14 protein-coding genes are annotated in these 19,471 nt (G+C 49.7%); 8 read left to right on the plus strand and 6 right to left on the minus strand.

Features of this window, described 5'->3' with window-relative positions:
• Positions 1 to 22: 22 nt before the first annotated feature.
• From HY879_11435 to HY879_11460, 6 genes are all read right to left on the minus strand, one after another.
• Positions 23 to 1,576, minus strand: coding sequence for an acyl-CoA carboxylase subunit beta (locus tag HY879_11435; GenBank protein MBI5603957.1), 1,554 nt, complete (start codon positions 1,574 to 1,576; stop codon positions 23 to 25).
• A gap of 308 nt (positions 1,577 to 1,884) precedes the next feature.
• Positions 1,885 to 2,076 (minus strand): acetyl-CoA carboxylase biotin carboxyl carrier protein subunit, encoded by a 192-nt coding sequence (locus tag HY879_11440; protein MBI5603958.1) that lies wholly within the window; start codon positions 2,074 to 2,076, stop codon positions 1,885 to 1,887.
• Between the two features lie 188 nt (positions 2,077 to 2,264).
• Positions 2,265 to 4,094 (minus strand): histone-lysine N-methyltransferase, encoded by a 1,830-nt coding sequence (locus HY879_11445; GenBank protein MBI5603959.1) that lies wholly within the window; start codon positions 4,092 to 4,094, stop codon positions 2,265 to 2,267.
• Between the two features lie 181 nt (positions 4,095 to 4,275).
• Positions 4,276 to 6,057 (minus strand): aspartate--tRNA ligase, encoded by a 1,782-nt coding sequence (aspS, locus tag HY879_11450; protein ID MBI5603960.1) that lies wholly within the window; start codon positions 6,055 to 6,057, stop codon positions 4,276 to 4,278.
• Positions 6,058 to 6,240: 183 nt separating this feature from the next.
• Complete coding sequence (locus HY879_11455) at positions 6,241 to 7,542, minus strand: histidine--tRNA ligase (GenBank protein ID MBI5603961.1); 1,302 nt, start codon at positions 7,540 to 7,542, stop codon at positions 6,241 to 6,243.
• Positions 7,543 to 7,792: 250 nt separating this feature from the next.
• A complete protein-coding gene (locus HY879_11460) occupies positions 7,793 to 8,587 on the minus strand; it encodes an SDR family oxidoreductase (protein MBI5603962.1) in 795 nt (264 codons plus the stop codon).
• A 280-nt stretch (positions 8,588 to 8,867) separates the two neighbouring features.
• Here HY879_11460 and HY879_11465 point away from each other — a divergent pair, with 280 nt between their 5' ends.
• The 8 genes from HY879_11465 (at position 8,868) to HY879_11500 (ending at position 19,377) form a co-directional block, all read left to right on the plus strand.
• Complete coding sequence (locus HY879_11465; GenBank protein MBI5603963.1) at positions 8,868 to 9,428, plus strand: hypothetical protein; 561 nt, start codon at positions 8,868 to 8,870, stop codon at positions 9,426 to 9,428.
• Between the two features lie 194 nt (positions 9,429 to 9,622).
• The gene (locus HY879_11470) at positions 9,623 to 10,501 is read left to right on the plus strand and encodes a hypothetical protein (GenBank protein ID MBI5603964.1); all 879 of its coding nucleotides are present in this window, start codon (positions 9,623 to 9,625) and stop codon (positions 10,499 to 10,501) included.
• Entirely contained in the window at positions 10,470 to 12,779 is a 2,310-nt protein-coding gene (locus HY879_11475; GenBank protein ID MBI5603965.1) for an SUMF1/EgtB/PvdO family nonheme iron enzyme, read from the plus strand. The genes HY879_11470 and HY879_11475 overlap by 32 nt, the downstream gene beginning before the upstream one ends.
• 18 nt (positions 12,780 to 12,797) lie before the next feature.
• The gene (locus HY879_11480; GenBank protein MBI5603966.1) at positions 12,798 to 16,271 is read left to right on the plus strand and encodes an SUMF1/EgtB/PvdO family nonheme iron enzyme; all 3,474 of its coding nucleotides are present in this window, start codon (positions 12,798 to 12,800) and stop codon (positions 16,269 to 16,271) included.
• 222 nt (positions 16,272 to 16,493) lie between these two features.
• On the plus strand, positions 16,494 to 16,892 hold the full coding sequence (locus HY879_11485) for a VOC family protein (protein MBI5603967.1): 399 nt from the start codon (positions 16,494 to 16,496) through the stop codon (positions 16,890 to 16,892).
• A gap of 157 nt (positions 16,893 to 17,049) precedes the next feature.
• Complete coding sequence (locus HY879_11490; GenBank protein ID MBI5603968.1) at positions 17,050 to 17,349, plus strand: type II toxin-antitoxin system HicB family antitoxin; 300 nt, start codon at positions 17,050 to 17,052, stop codon at positions 17,347 to 17,349.
• Positions 17,342 to 18,232 carry a nitroreductase family protein gene (locus tag HY879_11495; protein MBI5603969.1) on the plus strand — a complete coding sequence of 297 codons (891 nt, stop codon included), beginning with the start codon at positions 17,342 to 17,344 and terminating at the stop codon, positions 18,230 to 18,232. Before HY879_11490 ends, HY879_11495 begins: the two co-directional genes overlap by 8 nt.
• 35 nt (positions 18,233 to 18,267) lie before the next feature.
• On the plus strand, positions 18,268 to 19,377 hold the full coding sequence (locus tag HY879_11500) for an alanine--glyoxylate aminotransferase family protein (GenBank protein ID MBI5603970.1): 1,110 nt from the start codon (positions 18,268 to 18,270) through the stop codon (positions 19,375 to 19,377).
• Positions 19,378 to 19,471 lie beyond the last annotated feature (94 nt).

Raw genomic sequence — 19,471 nt, forward strand, 5'->3', positions numbered from 1 at the left:
ACCTTGAACCTTGGACCTTTATTTATAATGGTATGTTCCCGTGTCTCCTGGGGAGAGGGCGGACCTCGACCTTGGTTTTTAAAGACTCCAGGGCTCGAATCAATTTGGGCCGGGTGAATTCCGGCAGGATTATTTCATCAATATACCCCAGCTCGGCAGCTTTATAGGGGCTGGCAAAGGTCCGCCGATAATCCTCAATCAATTCCTGGCGGGTTTTTTCCGGATCAGCGGCTTCTTTGAGCTGGTTGCGGAAGACGATAGGCACGGCCCCTTCCGGCCCCATGACCGCAATCTCGGCCATCGGATAGGCCAGGTTAATGTCGGCGCCGTGGTGTTTGCTGCCCATGACATCATAAGCCCCGCCATAGGCCTTGCGGGTAATGACCGTGACCTTAGGTACCCAGGCATCACAGTAAGCATAGATGATCTTGGCCCCGTGACGGATAATCCCCCCATGTTCCTGGGCCACACCGGGCAGGAAGCCGGGGACATCGACAAAGGTGACAATCGGGAGATTAAAACAATCGCAAAAGCGGACAAATCGGGCACACTTATCGGAGGCATTGATATCCAGACAACCGGCTAAAGACCGAGGCTGGTTGGCTACGATTCCTACCGGCATCCCGTTTAAGCGGGCGAAACCGACGATCATGTTGGTGGCGTATGATTTCTGGACTTCAAAAAAATGATTGTCATCCACCACGGAGAGAATGATCTTTTTCATGTCATAGGGGGTGCGGGGGTTGTCCGGAATGACGGTCCTCAGATTCAGGTCTATGCGGTTGGGATCGTCCTGGGGCTCTCTCTGGGGAGGTTTCTCATTACAGTTTTGAGGCAGGAAGGATAAGAGTTCCCTGATCATATCCAAAGCCTTTTTGTCGTCTTTGGCCGAGAAATGGGCTACCCCGCTGGTAGTGTTATGTCTGGTCGCTCCGCCTAAGGCCTCAGGTTCCACCTCTTCATGGGTGGTGGCCTTAATAACCTGGGGACCGGTAATAAACATATGGCTGGTCTTTTCCACCATGATGATAAAATCGGTTATGGCCGGCGAATAAACCGCCCCTCCGGCACAGGGACCCATGATGGCCGAGATTTGGGGAATGATTCCCGAGCACTGGACATTCCGCCGGAAAATATCTCCATAGCTTCCCAGACTGACGACGCCCTCCTGGATACGAGCCCCCCCGGAATCGTTGAGGCCGATAACCGGGGCCCCGTTTTTTAAGGCCAGGTCCATGATCTTACAGACCTTTTCTCCAAAAGGGCCGCTCAGACTGCCGCCAAAGACGGTGAAATCCTGGGAAAAGACATAAACTAACCGGCCGTTGATCCGACCGAATCCGGTGACCACCCCGTCGCCAAAAATTTTTTGTTTTTGCATGCCGAAATCATAACAACGATGGACCACAAACTTATCGAGTTCCTCGAAGGTATCTTTATCTAAGAGATGTTCGATCCGCTCCCGGGCGGTTAATTTGCCTTTTTGATGCTGACTGTCGATCTTATCCTGTCCGCCGCCCAATTCGGCCTGGGCATTCAGCGCTTCTAATTCCTTAATTCGGTCTTCGTTTGTCATCCTTCACCTGTCTGAAGTAGTTAATATGAAATAAAGTTTCAAGATACAAGTTTCAAGTGAGAAAACCCTGAACCCTGTCCCTTGAACCTATTTTCATGATATAAGGTCCTCCCCTGGGCATAAGTGCTTACTATCTGATTAGTTTACTAAAATATTCACAATCTTTCGGAAAGATCAAATATTAACGCCGAAAAACAGAACATTAGTCGGGCTTTTTTAATCATTTTTAAGGGGGTGCCGGCTTTGCAGCCAGGAACAAAGTCAGCACCCGCAATCTGTTTATTAATCTGCTTGTCTGGTTTGGGCCTTTATTCGATGATCATCAAGACCTGATCGGCCTCGACCGAATCCCCTTTGGCCACTTTGATCTCTTTTACCGTCCCTTCTCCGTCATTCAGGATCGGCATTTCCATTTTCATAGCCTCAAGAATAGCCACCTCATCCTCATCATGAACCGAATCGCCTACATTCACTTTAATATCAATGACCTTCCCGGCCATAGGTGCCAATACCGCTGCCACAATAATTCCTCCTTTGGGTTTAATAAATTATTTCCGAAATAACAACTTGAAGTTTTTAATAATTCTAAGTTGTTTTGTCAAGTCTAATTAAAAATATGATCAAAAAAATGGTGGATCTATAAAAAGTCAATCAGCAACCCTAGTTCCGGCGGGGTCAAGCCTCGATACTACAATTCTCCATTCTGGTCCATTTTGGCCAGGTCCTCAAATTTGATATCGATCCCCAGAACCCCCAGGATTTCATCCCCCTCATTTCGGATCGTTCCGGAAACGGTAATGCACAAGGCCCCGGTGATTTTGGAGGTGTAAAAATCGGTAATATGGATCTTTCCGTCTTTAATGGGTTGGGTAAACCAGGAACGGTCTGAAAAGTCCTCATCCAACTTGAAAATCTGGTATTTAGCCCGGTCAACGATGCGGGTAATATTTTTGGTGATTTTTTTCCCTTCCAGATTGGTGATGTAAATAAACTGGATAAAAGGATTGAGTTCGATAAAATTTTCCATGACCGGTTCCTGGATAACCGGGTTCATACTGCGAATTTCTTCCCGCTCCAGAATTTCTTCAACGATATGGAAGGCCAAATGATAGGCCTTTTGTTTGAGCTCATCAAATTCGGAGACAAAATATTCCGGCAGGTATTTCCGGCTGATCCGTTCCATTTCCTGGGCGGAGATGGAGGTAACCCGCCCCTCCTCATACTGTCTCATGACCCATTTGTAAATCTTAACCACCCCGGGATGATGTTTGTCTACGGCCCTTGGACCTTCGAGATTAAGGTGTTTGTTTAACCAGTGGATGATACCGGCTGTCCCTGATTTATCGGTAATAATAATACTGATCGGCCGACCCAGGATTTTCTGGGTATCGAAGATATTATAGATTTCTTCATTTTTGATTAAGCCGTCGGCATGGATCCCGGCGCTGGTGGCATTAAAATCCGTCCCCACGAAAGGGTAATTGGCCGGTATGACGTAATGGATTTCTTTCTCAAAATACTCAGCCATTTCGGTAATCGCCTTGGTATCAATGCCGTTATCCTGTCCCAGAAGGCTGATATATTCGATCAGCAGGCCTTCAACCGGGGTATTGCCGGTCCTTTCTCCAAAGCCCAGCAGCGCCCCGTTTACAGCGGCACACCCGTAAAGCCAGGCCGTTGTGGCATTAATAAATCCCTTATGAAAATCATTGTGGCCATGCCATTCCAGGAGTCGTCCCGGCACCCCGGCGTCATCAATCATGGCCCGGATTAATTTAGCGACGCTGCGGGGCAGGGCCACCCCCGGATAAGTAACCCCATAGCCCATGGTGTCACAGAGACGAATTTTGATATCCACACCCGAGGCCTCTCTCAGTTTCATCAGTTCAATGGCCAGGGGAACGCAAAACCCGTAAATATCGGCTCTGGTAACGTCTTCCATGTGGCAGCGGGGGGTAATCCCCATGTCCAGAGCCTTCTGAACGATGGAAATATATTGTGAAAAGGCCTGGGGTCGGGTCATGTTCAATTTATAGAATATGTGGTAGTCGGAGACCGAGGTCAATATCCCTGTTTCTTTAAGTTCCATCTCCTTGACCAGATTTAAATCATTGGGATGGGCGCGAATCCAACCGGTAATTTCCGGATAAGGATAACCCCTTTCCTGACACTTTCGGAGGGCCTCTTTATCCCTGTTGCTGTAAAGGAAAAATTCAGTCTGCCGGATAACCCCGTAGGGGCCTCCCATCCGATGGAGAAAATCAAATATCTTGAGGATTTGCTCCAAGGTATAGGGAGGGCGAGCCTGCTGGCCGTCCCGAAAGGTGGTATCGGTGATCCATAATTCTTCGCTGGGATCAATGGGGAGGATTTTATGGTCGAAGTCGATGCGGCAGACCTGATCATAGGGGAAGATGTCCCGCTGCAGATTCGGATCACTGACATCCTTCAACTCATAGCGCCAGAACGGCGTGTGTTCATGGTCCAAGACTTTTTTGTTCGGGTTCCAGCGGGCCATACTATTTCCTTCCAAACTTTTACTTTAAGGGTTAAAGAGTCTATGGATAAAGGTGTTATAAGTCGGGCCAACAGTTCGGAGTTCGGAGTAATGAGTTTTGCTCCGAACTCCGAACTCCGAACTAATAATTAGCCTCTCGAATACTTGGACCCTGTAACCACCAGCGATATTCGATAGAGTTTTATTTTTTGACATCCAACCGCAACCCCAACTCATTCAACTGAATTCTGCTGACACCGGTCGGGGCGTTGGTCAAGGGACAGACCGCCTTTTGGGTCTTGGGAAAGGCGATCACTTCCCGGAGCGAAGGGGCTCCGGTCATGAGCATGATCAAGCGGTCCAGCCCGAAGGCGATTCCGCCGTGGGGAGGGGCCCCCATTTCCAGGGCCTCCAATAGAAAACCGAATTTTTCTTCGGCCTCTTCCTGCGAAATGTTAAGGACCTGGAAGACCTTTTCCTGCATTCCCCTTTGATGAATACGAATACTGCCCCCGCCGATCTCGTTTCCGTTCAGGACCAGGTCATAGGCCCGGGATCGGACCTTCCCCGGCTGGGACATCAGGAGCGGAAGGTCTTCCTCCAACGGTGCGGTAAAGGGGTGATGAACCGCTCCGTATCGTCCTTCTTCCGGCCGGTACTCCAGGAGGGGGAATTGATGGACCCAGGTAAATTCATATTGGTTTTTGGGCAGGTCTTGACGATTCCCCAAATGGAGACGGATCTTCCCCAGGACTTCATGGACTATGGAGGGGACGTCGGCCTGGAAAAGGATCAGGTCCCCTGGTTGGGCGTCCAGGGTCCGGTCAATGGTCTTCCGTTCTTCTTCTTTAAAGAACTTGGCCAACGGAGACTGCCAGCCTTCGGGAAGGATCTTGGCCCAGGCCAGGCCTTTGGCCCCCCATTCCTGCGCCAAACCGGTCAGGTCGTCTAATTCCTTACGGGAGAAGGCTGCACCTCCCGGCACCAGCAGGGCCTTGATACATCCCCCTTTTTGGGCCGCCTCGGCAAAAACTTTAACCTCGGATCGGCCGGCTGGTATGGTCAGATCCTTTATTTCCAGCCCAAAACGCAGGTCCGGCCGGTCGGTTCCGTAGCGGTTCATGGCTTCTTCATAGGTCAGGCGCCGGAAGGGAGAAGGGATTTCCATTCCAAGAATATGCTTGAACAATTTACAGATAAGTTCTTCAATTAAAATAACAATATCATCCTCATGCATAAAGGATAATTCCATATCCAACTGGGTGAATTCGGGTTGGCGGTCGGCCCTCAAGTCTTCATCCCGGAAACAGCGGACTACCTGGTAATAGCGATCAAAGCCGGCCACCATCAGGAGCTGTTTAAAAAGTTGAGGAGACTGGGGCAGGGCAAAGAATTTCCCCTGTTGGACCCGGCTGGGGACCAAATAATCCCGGGCTCCTTCCGGTGTACTTTTGGTCAGGAAAGGGGTTTCCACGTCTATGAACCCTTTTTGGTCCAGGAAATTTCGAATAAACCGGATAGCCTGGTGACGGACAAAAAAGTTTTTTTGCAGGCTGGGACGGCGCAGGTCGAGATAACGGTAACGGAGGCGGACGGTCTCCGAGACTTCGGCCGTTTCTTCCAGGGTAAAGGGCGGGGTTTTGGAGGTATTGAGTAATTGATACTCATTGACCAGCACCTCAATTTCCCCGGTTTTCAGGTTGGGATTGGCCATGCCTTCAGGCCTGGCCCGGACTTTTCCGTGGATGGTGATCACATATTCACTGCGCAGTTGATGGGCCTGTTGATGGGCCTGACTGTTGGTCTCCGGGTTGAAGACCACCTGAGTGATTCCGGCCCGGTCCCGAAGGTCGATAAAAATAAGTCCTCCGTGATCCCGGCGGGTGTCCACCCAGCCGGCTAAATGGACCATCCGTCCTATATCCTGGGCTGTCAGAGATCCGCAGTCGTGGGTCCGCTGCCCGATCGGTTTATTTTCAGTCAATAGGTTCTCCTTAAGCCCGAAAATAAAGTTTCAAGATGCAAGAGGCATGTTTCAAGTAAGAAAAACCTTGGACCTTGAATCTATTTTCAGGTTTCGTAGTGTCCCGCTCCAAGCGGGACATGAGGGTTTAATAAGCTGATTAAGGATCGCTTCGCTTAACTATCTATCCCCTGGATTCTGAATTCAGGAATTTTCCCCAGGTCCTTTTACCTTACACCAGTCGCCTTGATTTTCTATGTATTTTCCCAAAAAATAATCCAGGAATTGGGGGATCGGAATTTCTTCCTGGCTCTGGGTATTCAGATTACGGATCAAAATTCGATCCTTATTCAACTCCTCCGTGCCCAGAATGGCGGCATAAGGGCTTTTGGCTTTATCGGCCCGCTTAAGTTGGCTCTTCAGACTTTTGTCCTCATATTCCATGAGGGCCGGGATTTCTTTTTTATAGAGGGTCCTTAAAAGACCAAAGGCCTTATCCCGAGCCTCTGCGCCCAAAGGGATCAGAAAAACAAAGGGTCGGTTGATCCATTCTTCCTGAGAAGTCAATAAAAGGGCGGCCCGTTCCAATCCGATAGCAAACCCGATTGCCGGCAGGTCGGGTCCGCCCATTTGCCGGATAAGGCCATCGTAACGCCCCCCTCCGGCCACGGCATCCTGGGCGCCCAGGTGGCTGGCGCTGATCTCAAAGGTGGTCCGGCAATAATAATCCAAGCCGCGTACCAACCGGGGGTCCAGGTGGACCTGGACGGAAAGTCGTTCGATAAGTTCCTGGACCTGACTGAAATGCTTCTGACAATCGGGACAATTAAAATCTGTAACGGTCGGGGCCCCGCTCAAGACCTCCTGACACCGTTCCACCTTGCAGTCAAATACGCGCAGGGGATTGGATTCCATCCGCCGCCGGCAGTCCGGACAGAGAACTTCTTTTTGCCCTTCTAAAAAATCCTTCAAGGCTGCGCTGAAAGACGGTCGGCAAAGGGGGCAGCCTAAAGAGTTTATTTTCAAACGGGTCTCCTGAAGACCCATGCGGTCCAGGATTTTTATCAATAAATAAATAATCTCGGCATCGGCATAGGGGCTGGCGGTTCCGATATATTCGGCATTGATCTGATGGAACTGGCGAAACCGGCCTTTTTGCGGGCGTTCATGACGGAACATGGGACCGATGGAAAAAAGCTTATGGATTTGTTGCTGGCCCTGGAGATTATGTTCGATAAAGGCCCTGAGGACCGAGGCCGTGGCCTCAGGCCGTAAGGTAATCGAATCCCCACTTCGGTCCGTTATCGTATACATTTCCTTTTCAACGATATCCGTATAGGACCCGATGGACCGGATAAAAAGCTCTGTTTTTTCCAGTATGGGGGTCCTGATTTCCGAAAAGCCGAAGGTTTGGAAAACCCGGCGGGCCGTTTCTTCCATAAAGACCCATTTCTCCGATTCACCGGGGAGAATGTCTTTAAATCCTTTTAAAGCCTGAATACCCATGGAGCCTCTTTTTCCAAGATCATAGACCGTATTAGAAATACCAAACTTATATTTATACCAAAATTTTTCTCTTTTGTCCAGAATTTATTGATTTTTATGGAAAGTCAACCGATACAACTTGGCGGGATTTGGGGACTAAAACAATTCTAAGACTCAGAAAACCTTTTTTCAGCGACTTTTTGGCCACCAGCATCCGGTATCCGGTATCCAGCAACCAGTAACCAGTATCCAGTAACCAGCAACCAGCCTCCTAATGCATCTTGGCTCCTCCATCGACATTGATGGCCTGGCCGGAGATATTCTTGGCTTCCTCGGAGACTAGAAAGGCCACCAGGTTGGCGATATCTTCCGGGTCCTGGGGACGGCGCAAAGGGGTGACGGATTTGACCCGGGCTTCGAAAATTTCCCGGGGAGTTTTATCCGCCAGGGTCGGAAAATTCTCTTTGAACCAAACGGCCATTTGTTCCCACATGGGCGTCCAGATATATCCCGGACAAACGGCATTGACCGTTATCTGGTAACGCCCCAGTTCCTTGGCCATAGATTGGGTCAGACTGATGACACCGGATTTGGAGGCGCAATACCCGCCAATGAATTCTTCACCCTCTTTCCCGCCGATAGAGGATATATTTACGATCCGTCCCTTTTTTCGGGGGATCATCTCTTTGGCCGCTTCACGGGAACATAAGAAGGTCCCTTTGAGGTTTACCTTCATGGATTTTTCCCAGTCTTCCACCGTATGGTCGATAACCAACCCGGTAGCTCCCGTCCCGGCATTGTTAACCAGGATGTCGATCCGACCGAATTTTTTCAGGCTTTCCTGAACCATTTGTTGAACCTCTTTTTCGTTGCCGACGTCCATTGGCCATCCAAGACCCTGTCCACCTCGACTGAGGATTTCCTGGATTACGGCTTCCACGGCCTTTTCATTAAGATCCGCAGCCACCACGGTTGCCCCTTCGTTGGAGAGACGTAAAGCAATGGCCCGGCCGATCCCGCTGGCCGCTCCTGTGATTATGGCTACCTGACCATCCAGATTATACATGGCTATTCTCCTTTTCTATTGTATTAAACGATCCGCCTTTTCCTTTTTATCGACCAGAAAAGACCGGTCGCATTTTTTTCAGAATACCCTTATACTAAAAATTATCCCCTGTCCATTGTCTTTTATCATCAGCCCCTCCAGCATTTTCCCTTGAACTTAACCCCCCTTTAATATAGCAATATAATATCGAAAATGAACAGGGATAGGGAGCGCATTACCCGAGGGGTGCCCTATTGTCAAACCCATGCCGTTAGGTTTTTCATCGTTAAGCCACGGAGAAGTGGTTTTCGGATTTTTTAATATCGAGTCCGATCTCCTGCTTCTTAATAATTATTTCTGGTTTGCCCAGGATTTTTGCGGCTATATCAATCGCCTGGCCGATAAGGACCCTGATGATTTCTCCGGGATGGAATGGGACGGGTATATTCTGAACCAGGGGGATATCGGGGATTTGCATGGAGCCATCAGAGGCACCAGGCTGAAGGGATTTATCGGCGAGGTGTACCGCCGATTTCCTTTTCCCCGAGATCTTGAGCTGTTTAAACAGAATCCGGAGGGGTTTAAAACCAGGGAAATCGTAAAGGCCTTGATAGAAAAATACACACCCCTGTCTCCAATAGCGATTACTTTGGAAGAGGCCGGGAAAAAGATCCGAATAAGGGACTATCTTTTCAGTAAAGAGGGATTGGCTGAACTCTTGAATTATGTCTGGCTGGGAGGGTATCCCCGGTGGAAACAGGAAATAAGGCCTTCCTATGTTCTTAAAATGAAGGAAAAAGTGGAGGGCTCCCGTCACCCATTGTTTAAGGATATGGACCTATCTAAAAGTAATAATTTGTAAATTGGATTGACAAATTGTATAAGATTAGAGGAAAGATGAGAACCGGAATCGTTCAGGGATAAAAGTGCTGCCCTGGAAGGGGAGCCCAAAGCCCTTTGAGATCGAGCGCTATTATCGGGAGTTAGAAGGTGTACTTAGCCTTCCTTCAAGACAAATAAATCTAACAAGAATTCTCCGAGAAAAAGTGGGGGGATATGGGTCCGTTTGAAATTGGGTATTTATCCAAAGTGGCTGCAGACCTGACTGTTGTGATTTTAAAGGCCCTGGGAGGACGTCTTAAGGATTCCTTCAGCCTCAGTGAGAAAGAGAAGGCCCTGGAGAGATGTGTACAGGCCGGAACGATCGCTTTGCTGGCCAAAGCGACAACCGATAAACCGGAGGAAATACAACTTCTGGCCGATATTTTTGAGCGCTTCGCCGCTGATGAGGATGTGGGCAAGGAATTCAGGGATCTACTCAAGGGAAATCTGCCCGATGTGTCCGAATTGAAATATCTCTTTGAGCACGCAGGGTACGATCCGGAGACCTTGCCGGTTTTAAGTTTCGAAGAATCGATAACGAGTTTTGAAGCCGCCTTCCTGGCCGCTGCTACTACTGAACCGGAATTGCAGGGCATTATTCAGACTAATCAACTATTAGAGCAGACCCAACTCCTGCGGGAGATGGCGGGCAGGATGGGACAGCTTGTGGAACTAATCCGGTTTGCTCAACCAGGGACCCTCATCATTCAACCAGGGAAGATTCTGGCTACCAGAGGAGGGAACCAATCCCAATACCTGCTCGATCAAGGATACCTCAGTGCCTTAGGTTCAGAAACCAATGAGGCTCTGTTCACCTACTGCCGGGTTCTCCGGGACGATATTAGAGACTTACCGATGCGCGGACTCGATATCGAAGCCAGTGATCCGGGTAGCAAACAACAACGCATGGATCTGGCCCGGGTTTATATTGATTTGAATACAAAGGCCCTTATTTTGGTAAAAAAGAAGGATAAAAAAAAATCGAGCCACTTCTCCGGAAGAAGAACAGAAAACCCGGCCATTGAGTGCCCTGGAGGCTGCTATTCAAAATAAACAGATGGTGCTGCTTGGGGACCCCGGCTCCGGCAAAACCACCTTTATCAACCATCTTGCTTTATGCTTAGCGGCCCATCGCCTGGAACCTCAAAGCGATTGGTTGGCCCGTCTTTCCATTTGGCCGGATACAGAGGCCGACCTTATCCCTGTTCTGGTGACTCTACGAGATTTTGCCCAATGGAGTCGAACCTGCGATACGACGGCCGAGCCCTGTCACCTGTGGAACTTCATTGTTAACCGCCTGGAAGCCCAGAACCTAAAATCTGTGGCGGCTCCCCTCGAACGGGTTCTTGAGGAGGGTCGTGTTATTGTTTTGCTCGATGGTCTGGATGAAATCCCGGATAAAGCCAGAAGCGCTTTTGTTCGGGAGGCCATACGCGCCTTTGCCAAACGCTATCCCGAGACACGCTTGATTGTCACTTGTCGGGTCCTTTCGTATCAGCATGAAGGTTATAAGCTAAATGAGTTTCCGTATCTTGAGTTGGCGGCCTTTGATGAAGACATGATAAGCCGATTTATTAAGGCCTGGTACACAGAATTGGTCCATCTTGGCACGCTTAAAACCGACCAGGCCGAAACATTAAAAAGAGGACTGGAAGATTCAATGAGGCGGCCGGATATCCGTGAACTGGCTTCCAATCCCCTTTTGATTACCGTTATGGCCCTGGTGAATACCCACAAGGGCCGACTCCCTGATGCCAGGGCCAAGCTTTACGAAGAAGCCGTCGATATATTGCTTTGGCGCTGGGACCAGAACAAGGCTATCGGAGGAGAGAAGTCGTTACCACGTCTAAGTGAGCTTCTTTGGGAGGCCGGACGAACGGATGCAGACCTCAGAAGGGTGCTCTGGCATCTGGCCTTCCTGGCCCAGGAAACAGGCGGTGCCAAAAAAGGAGATTCCCGGGCGGACATACAGGAGTGGCATTTGCAAAAGGCCCTGGCAGAGCTTCATCCGACTAAAAGTTTGGATTGGTCTCAGCTAATGATTGACGCCATCAAGCTGAGGTCAGGGCTGCTGCTGGAACGAGAGCCTGGAGTATATAGTTTCCCACACCGCACTTTTCAGGAGTATCTCGCAGCATCCCATCTTTCCATACAAACCGATTTTGCCAAGAAGGCGGCCGGGCTGGCCGGAGAGGGGGCCCTTTGGCGCGATGTCATCCTTCTCGCGGCCGGACGGTTGTTTTATGTCAATGGGGAACTTGAAAAATCCATTGTGCTTTTGAGTGAGTTATCTCCGAAGGAATTGAAGGATGAAGATGTCTCGTGGTACAAAGCCTGGCTTGCCGGAGACATCATCCTGGAGATTGGTGTCAACCGGGTTGAGCAGATGGAAATGGGCGTGGAATTGAGAGATCGAATCCGAGGGAGATTGGTCCAGATATTGAGCTTGGGTCGGTTGGCTGCCAGAGAAAGGGTTTCTGCGGGGGATACACTGGCCAAGTTAGGGGACCCGCGGTTTCGGACCGATGCCTGGTATTTGCCTGATGAGCCTCTACTGGGATTTGTAGAGATCCCTAATGAAGTTTTTCTTCCTGCCTATTATATTGCCAGGTATCCTGTGACCATGGCCCAATATGAGATGTTTGTTGAGGATGGCGGGTATAGCCAAGATCGATACTGGAAGGAGGCAGAGAAGGCTGAAGTGTGGAGGAGTGGTAAGATTAAGGAAACAAGGGAGACCGATTTTCGTGAGAGACCTCATAATTATGGTGTACCTTTCAATCTTCCTAATCATCCCATCGTAGGGGTCACCTGGTATGAAGCCCTTGCATACTGCCGATGGCTCACGGAGCAGTTGCAAAACTGGACAGCCACGCCGAAGCTAATAGCAAAGCGGATACAGGAGGAACAATGGGAAATACGCCTTCCAACGGAGGCCGAGTGGGAGAAAGCTGCCCGAGGACCGCAAGGTCGCATCTACCCCTGGGGTGACCAAGCTGATCCGAATTTGGCGAATTCTTATGACGCGGGGATTGGTTCAACCAGTGCCGTGGGTTGTTTTCCTTGTGATGGAAGACCTTATGGCTGTATGGATTTGGCTGGGAATATTTCGGAGTGGTGCCTGAATAGCCCATCAGGAGATGAGTCCCGGGTGCTGCGCGGGGGGGCGTTCAACGAGAACCTCCGTACCGCGTACCGTAACAGGCTTAATCCCGTCAGCAGGGGTTACAATTTTGGGTTTCGTGTTGTTCTGGCTCCACTATGGTTTCGGTATGGAAATACCGTGGGATTGCGCAAGGCGGTTTTTGGAAGGGGAGTGTTCAAAAGATAAAGGACCAACGGAGGGGCCGTGAGCAAAATAACCTGGTTGCACTTGTCGGATCTGCATTTTCGGGTTGATGAATCGAATAAAAATCACACCTGGGACCAAGACCTTGTTCTGAAGAAGTTACTTGAAGATATCCGGCAAAGGAGAGAAGAAAATGCCATTTTTCCTGATTTCATTGTCGTGACCGGGGACGTTGCTTTTAGCGGGTCGAAAGAGGAATATACCCTTGCGAAGGCCTTTTTAGATGATTTATTAAAGGCCGCAGGACTTGTCGGGAAAAAAGACCGGCTTTTTATTGTACCGGGGAACCACGATGTGGACAGGAGCGCTATCACACGGGGTGTGATAGGCATGGCAGCATCTTTGAAAGATGAGGAATCTGTGAATGAGGTCCTGGCGAGCAAGGGGGACAGAAGCCTGTTATTGAAGAGGCTAAAGAAATTCGGAAAATTTGTGAAGGGATATTTTGAAGAATGCCTTTTGTTTGATCAAAACCATTATTTCTATGAAAAGATTCTTCCCGTCGGGGAGCACAAAGTGGCTGTGTTGGGGCTTAATTCTGCTATTCTTGCCCGGGGAGAAGGGGAGGAATACGGAAAATTAGTTTTAGGGGAACGCCAGGTCAAGGAAGTCCTCGAAAAAGTTCCAAAGGCAGATCTTTATATTGCCCTCATGCATCATCCCTTTGACTGGTATTGGAAGTTTGATCGGGACCACTGCATGCCCATGTTGATGGAGAAATGCGACTTCATCCTCCACGGGCATCTTCACGATGCAGGTCTTGGGCTTGAGTCGACACCGGATGCCTCCTCCATGATCGTGGCGGCCGGTGCTTGCTATGAAACCCGTCAGTCTCGAAATTCCTATAACTATGTTCAATTGGATTTAAAAACCGGTAGGGGGATTTTGTTTTTGCGGATGTTTTCGGATCGTAGTGGCGGATTCTGGACTGAGGATACCCAAACCTACAAAAACGCAAAGAATGGACAGTACAAGTTCCAATTTTCGGTTTCGGCAAAAAAGTCGGCAAAAAAGAATAGAAAGAAGGGTCCTTCGGTCCCAAGGATTAAAGACATTGACATGTCACTACTGGAAGAAAACTATCTCCAAAGGATGCAGGAAATATGTAACGCCTTGCCCCTCGGTACTATAGATCCCTTGGCCGCAGAAAGGACGCGCGTACACATCATGAACTTGCAGTCATTGTATGTGGGATTAAATACGCGTTCAATTATTCAGGAAATGGATGAATCCGGTTGGAAAATTAAGAACAAAAAGGGGAAAGTCACCCTAAAGTTGCAAACCGAAACCAAATCACTTTCCGCTTTGCAAGCGGTTGACCGGGAAAGGGAGATTGTTCTTCTTGGCGATCCGGGAAGCGGTAAATCTACATTTGCAAACTATCTGGCCCTTTGCTTGGCCGGGGCCCGACTTGAAGAAATGGGCAAATCCAAACCGGAATTTGGAGAAAAGTGGCTTAAAAAAATTGAACCGGAGTGGACCCACGGAGCTTTATTGCCGATCCGTGTAACATTGCGTGATTTCGCTGCCAGTCGGCATTGCACTGGAAAGAGCGCCGGAATCTGGGGCTTCCTTGCCGATTGCTTGACAGACGAGTGTTTCCCGGAGTTGACCGCTTATCTCCGAAAACAAGCCTTGGCAGGAGGAGTATTGTTCCTTTTTGACGGTTTGGATGAGGTGGCAGAACCGCGAATGCGTGAGGCCGTACGGGACACCTTGGTAGATTTTGTGAGGAGTCACCGAGACCCGCAAAACCGGTACTTGGTGACCGGCCGGACCTATGCCTATCAGGATACCACCTGGCAATTAAAGGGATTTGCAGCCCACACTCTGGCGTCCCTGAATCAAGACCAGATCGATACTCTGGTCAGCCATTGGTATGAAGAGACTTGCCGTTTGGGGTGGAAAAATCGTTCAGAAGCAAAAGAACTAACCCATTGGCTGCAGACAGCGGCTAAAAGACCTGATTTGATGCCTCTTGCAGTGAATCCTTTACAGCTCACAATGATGGCGTCCCTTCAATTTTCATGGGGAAAGCTCCCGGATGACCGTGTGGATCTTTATCAAGAAATGGTGAGACTTCTTCTGGTTCGTTGGCAAGAGGGCAGGCTCGGGAAAGAAAGCGGAATAACAAAGATAGTGGGTGCCAAAACGCTGGAATCGGCCTTGGAGCGCGTGGCTTTTGTGGCCCACAATTCCCAGGGAAACCCGGAGGGTGTTGCCGATATAGCAGAATCTCAACTACTTGAAGTTTTACAAGACAGCCTGGAGGGTAGCTGGGACAAGGCCAGTGAAGTGGCAAAGTACATAAAAGAGAGAGCCGGTCTACTGGTTGAGAGAGGTCCAGGGATGTACGCTTTCCCTCACAGGAGCTATCAGGAGTACCTCGCAGGTGCTTTCCTTGCTGTTCAGGACAATTTCCCTGATGATGCTGCCTCTTTCGCTCATGAAAATTATGGACAATGGCGTGAGGTTGTACTCTGGGCCGTAGGGATCATGTCCAGGACAAAGAAAATGATTCATGTAGCGGTAGATGTTGTCGATGCTCTGTGTTTTGACGATGTACCCGGGGAGGATATATCAGAGAAGGCCTGGAGGGCCGCAAATCTGGCGGGTGAGGCCTTACTCGAGATCGGTCTTGATACCGTACGGGCCAGGTCCAGATACGAAAAAATTATAAGTCGTGTTCGGAAATGGCTGGTAGAATGGTTAGAGAGGGGAGTACTTGCCCAAGGAGAGCGCGTTGTCGCCGGCAATACTCTGGCCAAGTTGGGTGACCCGCGGTTTCGGGCCGATACCTGGTATTTGCCTGATGAGCCTCTGCTGGGATTTATGGAGGTTCCTGAAGGTTCGTTTTTGATAGGCAGCGACAAGAACCGGGACAAAGAAGCTTATGATGCTGAAATGCCGCAACACGAGGTCTATCTGTCAACCTATTATATGGCCAAGTATCTTGTGACCGTGGCCCAGTTCAAGGCCTTTGTGCAAGAAAGTGGACACAAGCCAAAGGATGAAGATAGTCTTAAGGGTTTAGAGAACCATCCCGTGGTGTATGTCTCCTGGAATGATGCCCGGGCTTACTGCCGGTGGTTGACGGTGCAATTGAAAAACAGCCCTGCCACCCCGGAGCCGATAGCCAGGCGGGTACAGAAAGAACAATGGGAAATACGGCTTCCAACCGAGGCCGAATGGGAGAAGGCGGCCCGAGGACCGGATGGTCACATTTATCCTTGGGGTGACCAGGTTGATCCGAATAAGGCGAACTATGGCGACACAGGGATTGGAACTACCAGTGCCGTGGGGTGTTTTCCTGGTGGTGCAAGTCCTTTTGGCTGTCTGGATATGGCCGGGAATGTTTGGGAATGGACGGGAAGCATCTTTAAGCCCTATCTCGATACACCAGAGGACAAACAAGAAGACCTTAAAGGAAAAAGCCCCGGTGCTGCGCGGGGGGGCGTTCTTCAGTTATCATAGGAACCTCCGTTCCGCGTACCGTAGCAGAAACTATCCCGTCAGCAGGCTCAACAACGTTGGTTTTCGGGTTGTTTTGTCCCCATCAGGGTTCTGACCTCTGTTCCTCTGAACTCTAAAGACGGGTAAACCGCGGGCATTGCTTCCGATTCCGGAAATCCTCAATCGGAGTCCACCCAATATGCAGGATTTGTCATCGTGACAATCCGGTCAGGAGGATTGAATTTGATCTGTCATGTCCATCATGTCCATCTCTTTGCTTCCGATGTAAAGAAAAGCATTCAATTTTATACCGATGGCTTTGGGGGAAAGGTTGTTGCCGATCTGGAAATGGCCGGGGCCAGAAATATCTTTATCCGGATCGGGAAGGGCAGGGTACATCTTTATGATCAGCCGCCCAGGCATCCGGTCAGGGGCAATATCCATCATTTCGGAATACAGACCGATGATATCGAGGCGGTGATTGAACGGTTAAAGTTTATGGGAGTCCATTTTCAGAAAGGGATCGTTGATTTTGGATTCTGGAAATATGTCATGGTCCCGGCCCCGGACGATGTTTTGATCGAGCTTTTTCAGGTTGACACCACCCAGCTTCCTGTTGAACTTGCGGACTATTTCGAGTAAGATCGGGTTTGATTCGAAAATGCCGTTCAAGGTTCAACGGTCAATGTTCAAAGTTCGGAGAAACCCATTTTCATGTTTCGGGGAGTCCCCTCGGGCATGAAGATTTAATCGTATTTGTTTCTGTGGTTATTTAATTTTTGAGGCAAGGGAGATCGTTATGCGAAAGAAGTATACCGTTATCGTTCGCAAGAGCAAGCTGGAATATGTGGCCGTTTGTTTAGAGCTGAATGTGGCCGCTCGTGGGGACACCTTGGCTGATGTGGAGAAGAATTTAAAAGGAACCATAGAATTATATCTCACCGACCTCAAGGATCATCCGGAGACAATCTCCCATCCGATGCCGATTGAGGATTTTATTGAATTTTTAGGAGATACGGAACCAGACTGGATTAAGGAACCGGAAGAAGGTTTTATCCTGAAGCCGCTGGAAATCCATGAGGTTCCTTCTTATGTCTAATATTCCATCTCTATCGAGCAAGGAATTGATAAGACTTCTTGAAAAGGGCGGGGCAGGCTTTGTTCGGCAGGGATCAACCGACCATGCTATTTATGCCAGGGTAGTAGAAAGCAAGAGATATTCTGCCCCGGTTCAAACCGGGAAGAAGACGCTGGACCCGATTTACTGTAAACGAGTCTTTCGACAATTGAAATTTTCTGATCTGGAAATTGAAAAACTATTGACTTATAGACCCCATTCGCTTTTGGTTTTTGAAACACACGAGCAGTTCGGAAACCAGGGAGAAAAACAGATAGAAAGGAGCCTGAAGATGGATCTTTTTACAGCGATTAAGGAAAGACGGAGTTGCCGGAATTTTTTACCCGACCCGGTGGAGGAGGCCACCATTGAAAAGATCCTGGAGGCCGCTACCTGGGCGCCATCCCCTTTGAATGCCCAGCCCTGGGAATTTATTGTGGTCACCGGCAATGAAATGAAGGAAAAGATTTATGCCGAGGCCGACGGCCGTCGGAAATGGATCTTTGAAAAAAGCGGCTGGAAGTGGCTGGACCGCTATCAGGTGGATTTTCTCAAGTCAGCGCCGGTCCTGATTGTTGTGGTGGGCGATCCCCAGAAGACCGGGGCCGATATGTTTATGGAGGGCGGAGGAGTGGCCTACCAATTAGCCTGCGCCGCGGCCATCCAGAATATGATGCTGGCCGCTCAGGCCCTGGATCTGGGGACCTTATGGTACACCCTGTTTGATCGGAAGGCCTTGGGGGAGATCCTGGGGATCGATCCGGCAAAATCTCCCATATCGATTGTCTGTCTTGGAAAGGCCGCCGGTTCTCCCGGGACCATGGCCAGAAAAGATGTTAAGGAGAAAATAAGATATTTTCGTTAACAGATTAAATTTTAACGCTATTCAGGAGAAGAACTATGAAGAATTTGTTGGACGGTATTGAAGAAATTTTACTGATGGGCCCCGGCCCTTCTTGTGTTCCCCCTGAAGTCTATTGGGCCTTAAGCCAAAAGACCCTGGGGCATCTGGACCCTTATTTCCTGAATATCATGGAAGAACTAAAGTCCCTGCTCCGCCGGATTAAGAATACCCAAAATACCCTGACGATCCCCATATCAGGAACGGGTTCGGCCGGCATGGAAGCCGCTTTTGTGAACCTGGTGGAACCCGGCGACCGGGTATTGATTCTCAAAAACGGTGTCTTTGGTATGAGGATGCAGGACGTGGCGGGCCGGCTGGGGGCCCAGGTGGATGTCCTGGAGTTTCCCTGGGGGACTCCGGTTGAGCCGGAGGCGGTGGCGCAAAAGATCCGACAGGAATCTTATAAGATCATTGCCGTAGTCCATGCCGAGACCTCTACCGGTGTGCGGAATCCCGTTGCCGAAATCGGGAGGTTCCTCGAAGGACAAGAAGCCCTTTACCTGGTGGATACGGTCACCAGTCTGGGGGGATTGGAGGTCCGCATGGATGACTGGAATATCGATGTACTGTACAGCGGCACCCAAAAATGCCTCTCCTGTCCTCCTGGCTTGGCGCCCCTGTCATTTTCCGACAAAGCCATGGCCAAGTTGAAGGGCCGTAAAACGAAAGTACCCAACTGGTATCTGGACCTGACCCTTATTGCCGAATATTGGGGACAGAATCGGGTTTACCACCACACTGCCCCGGTGAACATGCTTTATGGCCTCTATCAAGCCCTTTTGCTGATTTTTGAAGAAGGGCCGGAAAAGGTCTTTCAGCGCCACCTGGAAAGCCACCTGGAATTGGTAAAAGGGTTGGAAGGGTTGGGGATGAAGATGCTGGTGGAAGAACCCTTTCGTCTGCCCATGTTGAACGCCGTCCGCGTCCCGGATGGGGTGAACGAACTGTCAATCCGAAAACGATTGCGTAGCGAATTTAAAATCGAGATCGGCGGCGGCTTGGGACCATTGGCAGGTAAAATCTGGCGTATCGGGCTCATGGGGCATACGGCCAGGAAGGAGAATGTGGAGCGGTTGCTTGCGGCACTCAGAGCGGTGCTGCGTTAGTAATAAAAATTTAGTTCGGAGTTTGGAGTTCGGAGTTCGGTGATTGGGAAAAAGCTCAAGCTGAAAGCTGAAATCAAAGCTCAAGGCATGAAAA

The organism is Deltaproteobacteria bacterium (genome assembly GCA_016219225.1).
Classification (GTDB): Bacteria; Desulfobacterota; RBG-13-43-22; order RBG-13-43-22; family RBG-13-43-22; genus RBG-13-43-22.

Bases quoted from the DNA above. Each gene is read 5' to 3' on its own strand.
- HY879_11435 (MBI5603957.1), bottom strand. From the start codon at position 1,576: ATGACAAACGAAGACCGAATTAAGGAATTAGAAGCGCTGAATGCCCAG.
- HY879_11440 (MBI5603958.1), bottom strand. From the start codon at position 2,076: ATGGCCGGGAAGGTCATTGATATTAAAGTGAATGTAGGCGATTCGGTT.
- HY879_11445 (MBI5603959.1), bottom strand. From the start codon at position 4,094: ATGGCCCGCTGGAACCCGAACAAAAAAGTCTTGGACCATGAACACACG.
- HY879_11455 (MBI5603961.1), bottom strand. From the start codon at position 7,542: ATGGGTATTCAGGCTTTAAAAGGATTTAAAGACATTCTCCCCGGTGAA.
- HY879_11460 (MBI5603962.1), bottom strand. From the start codon at position 8,587: ATGTATAATCTGGATGGTCAGGTAGCCATAATCACAGGAGCGGCCAGC.
- HY879_11470 (MBI5603964.1), top strand. From the start codon at position 9,623: ATGGGTCCGTTTGAAATTGGGTATTTATCCAAAGTGGCTGCAGACCTG.
- HY879_11490 (MBI5603968.1), top strand. From the start codon at position 17,050: ATGCGAAAGAAGTATACCGTTATCGTTCGCAAGAGCAAGCTGGAATAT.
- HY879_11495 (MBI5603969.1), top strand. From the start codon at position 17,342: ATGTCTAATATTCCATCTCTATCGAGCAAGGAATTGATAAGACTTCTT.
- HY879_11500 (MBI5603970.1), top strand. From the start codon at position 18,268: ATGAAGAATTTGTTGGACGGTATTGAAGAAATTTTACTGATGGGCCCC.